Source organism: Kitasatospora sp. NPDC047058, assembly GCF_040643935.1.
In the GTDB taxonomy this organism is placed as follows: Bacteria; Actinomycetota; Actinomycetes; order Streptomycetales; family Streptomycetaceae; genus Kitasatospora.
Genome location: NZ_JBEYVJ010000454.1, coordinates 1 through 4,911, shown reverse-complemented (window position 1 = coordinate 4,911; position 4,911 = coordinate 1). Strand labels below are relative to the sequence as shown.

General features: G+C 75.5%; 6 protein-coding genes and 1 pseudogene. 4 read left to right on the top strand and 3 right to left on the bottom strand.

Annotation, left to right across the window (positions count from 1 at the left end; translation table 11 throughout):
- A pseudogene (locus ABZ885_RS35240) lies at positions 1–651 on the bottom strand (hypothetical protein); the annotation flags it as partial.
- 350 nt (positions 652–1,001) lie between these two features.
- Here ABZ885_RS35240 and ABZ885_RS35235 point away from each other — a divergent pair.
- Positions 1,002–1,634 (top strand): CBS domain-containing protein, encoded by a 633-nt coding sequence (locus ABZ885_RS35235; protein WP_360198088.1) that lies wholly within the window; start codon positions 1,002–1,004, stop codon positions 1,632–1,634.
- A 177-nt stretch (positions 1,635–1,811) separates the two neighbouring features.
- A complete protein-coding gene (locus tag ABZ885_RS35230; RefSeq protein WP_360198085.1) occupies positions 1,812–2,462 on the top strand; it encodes a beta-glucanase in 651 nt (216 codons plus the stop codon).
- Between the two features lie 121 nt (positions 2,463–2,583).
- Here ABZ885_RS35230 and ABZ885_RS35225 read toward each other — a convergent pair whose 3' ends face one another.
- Positions 2,584–2,955 (bottom strand): hypothetical protein, encoded by a 372-nt coding sequence (locus ABZ885_RS35225; protein WP_360198082.1) that lies wholly within the window; start codon positions 2,953–2,955, stop codon positions 2,584–2,586.
- Between the two features lie 154 nt (positions 2,956–3,109).
- Between ABZ885_RS35225 and ABZ885_RS35220 the strand changes: the two genes are divergently transcribed.
- The gene (locus ABZ885_RS35220; RefSeq protein WP_360198079.1) at positions 3,110–3,616 is read left to right on the top strand and encodes a hypothetical protein; all 507 of its coding nucleotides are present in this window, start codon (positions 3,110–3,112) and stop codon (positions 3,614–3,616) included.
- Positions 3,617–3,690: 74 nt separating this feature from the next.
- Here the strand turns inward: ABZ885_RS35220 and ABZ885_RS35215 are convergent, their stop codons facing one another.
- Entirely contained in the window at positions 3,691–4,101 is a 411-nt protein-coding gene (locus ABZ885_RS35215) for an organic hydroperoxide resistance protein (protein ID WP_360198076.1), read from the bottom strand.
- Positions 4,102–4,242: 141 nt separating this feature from the next.
- Here ABZ885_RS35215 and ABZ885_RS35210 point away from each other — a divergent pair, with 141 nt between their 5' ends.
- Positions 4,243–4,800 (top strand): MarR family transcriptional regulator, encoded by a 558-nt coding sequence (locus tag ABZ885_RS35210; protein ID WP_360198073.1) that lies wholly within the window; start codon positions 4,243–4,245, stop codon positions 4,798–4,800.
- The last annotated feature ends 111 nt before the right edge of the window (positions 4,801–4,911 follow it).

Sequence of the window (4,911 nt, the reverse complement as noted above, 5' to 3'; positions counted from 1 at the left end):
CTGGGCCGCTTCGGCGACCCGCTCGACGACGACTGCGTGGTGGTCACCGCCCACAAGGCCCCGGAGGAGGGCGAGGACGGCGCACGGGTCGAACGCCGGCCGACCGGCCTCCGGGGCGGGCAGCCGCGCCGCCTCGGCCACCGCGTGCTCCGGCTCGGCCACCCCGGCCCGCCGCAGCACCTCGGCGGCGTCCCCGGGTGCCAGCGCCTCCACGGCCAGCAGCGCGAAACCGGCCCGGGCGGGCGCCGCCAGGGCGGCCAGCGCCCGGTCCAGCGCCGCATCCTCCTCGCCGCCGCCCGGTGTGAACAGCCACAGTCCCCAGACCCGCGGCGCGAACAGCCGGTCCGCCGGCCACGGCCGCAGCGCGGCCCGTAGCACCCGTAGGCGCAGTGCGGCGTACACCGCGTCCTCGTCGTGGCCGGCCGGGGTGTCCAGGCCGGGGGGGCGGCGGGGCCGGCGTAAGGGCAGGGCCCGCTGGACGGCGGCGTGCGCGGCGAGCGCCCGGGTGTGCCGGTCCCGGTCGGCCGGCAGGGCGAGGTACGCCAGCCGCACCAGCCGGCGGTAGTGGCGCACCAGCGCCGCCTCGGCCCGTGCGACCGGGCGCGCGGCCGCACCGCGCAGCGGTGATCCGCCGTCCGAGCGTCCTGCCACCGAGGCCTCCCGCCGCCGTGGGTCGTGTGGTGGTGGACGGTCCAACGAGTCGATCATGTGATGGTTGCGCCGTCCGGGGAGTCCGGGTAGGTCGACCGTCCGGCGCGAGCGGCCTCCCGCGCCGGCTTCGGCGGGTCACCCGGACCCTGCCGGGTGGAGCACGCGGCGGGGTGTGAGGGCGGTGTTCGCCGAGCGGGGCCGTTGGTCCCCTGTTTTCAGCCCCTTGGCCCCTGGCGGGCTGCGCGGGGAGGGGCGATGCTCCAGGTAACCGGCCGGGCGGCGGTCGTCCGGCCGTCCGACGCTCGCGGAAAAGGTGAAACGGCGTGCGGCATGCCACCGTCGAATCAGTGATGACCAGCCCCGTGGTCCGGGTCGCGCCCGAGACCGGATTCCGGGAGATCGTCGCGCTGCTGGCCGAGTACGACATCACCGGTGTTCCGGTGGTGGACGCCGACGGCCGGCCGCTCGGCCTCGTCTCGGAGGCGGACCTCCTGCTCACGCTGGCCGCCCAGGAGGACCAGGGCAGCCTGCTGCCGGCCCCCGAACTGGCCCGGACCGGTCCGGGCGGCGCCGTCACCGCGGCGGACCTGATGACCGGCCCGGCCGTCTGCACCACGCCCGGCACCAGCGTGGTGGCGGCCGCGCGGCTGATGCACCGGCACGGGGTGAAGCGGTTGCCGGTGCTGGATGCGGAGGGCCGGGTGTTCGCCATGGTCAGCCGCGGCGACCTGCTGCGGGTCTTCCTGCGTGAGGACCGGGTGATCCGCCGGGAGATCGTCGAGGAGGTGCTCGGCCGGGTCGAGGGGGTCAGTCCGGCCGAGGTGGGGGTGGAGGTGGACCAGGGCCGGGTGGTGCTCAGCGGCAGCGTGCCCGAGCCGCACCTCGTCCCGATCGTGCTGAACCTGTGCCGCTCGGTGGACGGCGTCGTCTCGGTCACCGACCGGCTCGGCAGCAGCGGCGCGGCGCCGGCCCCGGTCGGCTGACGCTCCGTCCGGGTCCGCGCGGCACGGGCCCGCGCGTACGGCCCGCGCGGGCCCGGGCTCGCATGCCTCGGACCCGGAGGATCCGCTTCGCATACTGCGGAAAGTATCGGGTAAGTCACTCTGTGTGCGCGGCGGCGCTGGGGCCGTCGCGCACACCGGGGCACCGGGGAGGCGGCCGTGGCAGTCGTGTTCGACGCGGACTTCACTTCGACCAGGCAGTGGACGGCGGGGCGTAGCAGCTCCTATCCCCGGATGGGGCCGACCAATCGGGGGGATCACAAACTCGACTTCCTCAGCCGGGCCTACTGCCCCGGCGGCCGCTTCACCGCGACCCGCCGCCGTGGCAGCGAGCTGTGGACGTGCAACCTGCTCACCACCGAGGGGAGCCCGGAGGGGTTCCAGGTGCGCACCGGTGACGTGCTCGGCGCGCGGGTCACGCTCCCGGTCGAGCTGGGGGCCTGGCCGGCCATCTGGACCTGGCGGGACGGCGGCAACGAGGTGGACTTCTTCGAGTACCACCCCGACAACCCGGACCTGCTGGAGATCTCCAACCACGTCCGCGGGGGCTTCCGCTACTGGCACGGCGCGGCGGCCGGGATAGCCCCCGGCGCGACCTTCGGGCTGCGCGTGGTGCTCGGCACGTACTCGGTCGACTGGTTCGTCAACGACACGCTGGTGCACGCGGACCGGCGCGGGGTCGGGGCGGACTGGCACGCGTATCTGATCGTCAACCTCTCGGTGGCGGACGGCACGTACCACGACCGCCCGCCGCTGGGCGGTCCGAGCCTGCTGAGCTGGGTCTGCCACGGTCTGTGGGTGGAGCGCTGACCTGCCGGGCGGATCCGGGGCGGCCGTTCGTTCCGGATCCGCTCCTCGTTCCGCGGCGGCCGTTCGTTCCGGGGCCGTTCTTCGTTCCGGCGCCGTTCTTCGTTCCGGGGCCGTTGCCGGGTCAGGCGTCCGGCGGGAAGGTCGCGGTGATCGGGCCGCCCGGGCCGGAGCGCTGGAACCAGACCACCCGGCGGTGCGGCCCGACGAACGCCGGGTGCGTCACGTAGAGGTCGTCGTGCGGGGCCCGTTCGTTGCCGGGGGCGAGCGCGGCGTCGACCGCGTCCGCGGCGATGGTGCGCAGCAGCGCGTGGGCCGTGGCCGTGGCCGCGGACGGGGCGATGGCGAGAGCGGTCAGCTCGTCCCAGAGCCGGGTCGAGACGTAGCTGATCGGGGCGTGGCCGAGTGCCGGGTGCCGGTACCCGTCGTCGTAGCGACGCAGCACCCCGGCCGCGACGAGCCGCTCGCGGTCGTCGCCGGGCGGGTGGTGGTCCATGGCTCGCAACGCTACCCCGGCGCGCCGGGGTGACGGGACAGGAGTGCCTTTCCGGACATTCTCAGACAATCCTCAGGGCCGGCCGGTCGTTTCCGGGCGCACGATGGTGAGTGGGGCGCCCCGCGGGCCCCCGGGCGGTAATGAGGAGGTCGTGATGAGGCACTGGCACGGACACGGGCACGGCCACGCCCTGAGCGGGTGGGGCCTGGGGCTGATGGCGATCGTGATGCTGCTGCTCCTGGGGGTGCTGGTGCTCGCCGTCGTCGCGCTGGTGCGCCACCTCTCGCGGACGCGGCGGCCGGTGTCGCCCGGTGCCTGGGGTCCCCAGGGTGGGGTCGGTCCTGCCGGGGCGGCCGGGGTGCCGCCGGGGCGGGCGGCACCGCCGACGGCGGAGCACCTGCTCGCGGAACGGTTCGCGCGCGGGGAGATCGACGCGGAGGAGTACCGCCACCGGCTGGACACCCTGCGCGCCGCGAGCGCGCCGGTGCCCGGGCCGGGGTACGGAGCGGGGTACGGGCCGCCGCCGGGCTCGGCGCCCGGGCCTGGCTCGGGGTCGGGGGTCGGACCGGCTGGGCCGGGGGCGCCGGGGGCGCCGGGGGCCGGACCGGCAGGGCCGGGAACGCCGGGATCCGCTCCGGGGAACGGTGCGGCCGGGGGCTGAAACGGGTACAGGGCCCGCCGCACGGGGGTGCGGCGGGCCCTGCGGTCCGGCTTCACGCCTACCCGGCGACCTGCTTACTCGACGACGAGCTCGACCGGGATGTTGCCGCGGGTGGCGCGGGAGTACGGGCAGACCTCGTGCGCCTGCTTGACCAGCAGCTCGCCGTTCTCGCCCGCGAGCGAGTCCGGCAGCTCCACGCGCAGGACGACCGCGAGGCCGAACCCGGCGCCGTCCTTGCCGATGGAGACCTCGGCGGTCACCGAGACCTCGCTGGTGTCGACCCGCGCCTGCCGGCCGACCAGGCCCAGGGCGCTCGCGAAGCAGGCCGCGTAGCCGGCCGCGAACAGCTGCTCGGGGTTGGTGCCCTGGCCGTTGCCGCCGAGTGCGGCGGGCATCGCCAGGGCCAGGTCCAGCTGTCCGTCGGAGCTGACGGCGCGGCCCTCCCGGCCGTTCGCGGTGGCCACTGCGGTGTAGAGCGCGTCCATGGGTGCGTGTCCCTTCCGTCCTGCGTCGGTCGTGCTTCTGTCCTCGGCGTCCCGGTCGGGCCGCCTTCCGGAGACAAGTAGAGCACGCAATTCAATTGCGCACAACTGAATGGTGCATCCGGTGGTCGGTACGATGGATGCATGGCCAAGCTCCCCGAGACCGCGTCCGAGACCGCGACGGACGTCGCCCGTCCCGAGCCGGACGTCGCCCGTCCCGAGCCGGACGACGCCGACCTGCTGCGCGACGAACACCTGCTCCGGCTCGACCAGCAGATCTGCTTCTCCCTGAACGCGGCCTCGCGCGCCTTCGGCGGCGTCTACCGGGTACTGCTCAAGGACCTCGGCCTGACCTACCCCCAGTACCTGGTCATGCTGGTGCTCTGGGAACACGGCGACCTGCCGGTGAAACGGATCGGCGAGCGGCTGCGGCTCGACTCCGGCACGCTCTCCCCGCTGCTCAAGCGGCTGGAGGCAGCCGGCCTGGTGAGCCGCGAGCGCAGCCCTGAGGACGAGCGCTCCGTCACCGTCCGCCTCACCGACGCCGGCCTGGCCATGCGCGACCGCGCCGGCCAGGTGCCGCGCCGCCTGCTCGCCGCCACCAGCCTCCCGGTCGAGGACCTCGCCGCCCTGCGCTCCCTGCTGGACCGGCTCACCGGCGCCCTCGACACCGCCGTCCTGGCGGCCGGCGCCGACGACTGATTTCGGTCGCCGGTCCTGCTGATCCTGGCCGGTGATCCCGGCCGCCGCGGCGCCCCCGGAGGCCTCGCGCCCCGCCGCGCCGCCCCGCCGCCCCGCCGCGCCGCCCCGCCG

What these genes read in the sequence shown, in the direction of transcription:
- ABZ885_RS35210 (WP_360198073.1), top strand. Translation starts at nt 4,243, where the DNA reads ATGGCCAAGCTCCCCGAGACCGCGTCCGAGACCGCGACGGACGTCGCC.
- ABZ885_RS35225 (WP_360198082.1), bottom strand. Translation starts at nt 2,955, where the DNA reads ATGGACCACCACCCGCCCGGCGACGACCGCGAGCGGCTCGTCGCGGCC.
- ABZ885_RS35220 (WP_360198079.1), top strand. Translation starts at nt 3,110, where the DNA reads ATGAGGCACTGGCACGGACACGGGCACGGCCACGCCCTGAGCGGGTGG.
- ABZ885_RS35235 (WP_360198088.1), top strand. Translation starts at nt 1,002, where the DNA reads ATGACCAGCCCCGTGGTCCGGGTCGCGCCCGAGACCGGATTCCGGGAG.
- ABZ885_RS35215 (WP_360198076.1), bottom strand. Translation starts at nt 4,101, where the DNA reads ATGGACGCGCTCTACACCGCAGTGGCCACCGCGAACGGCCGGGAGGGC.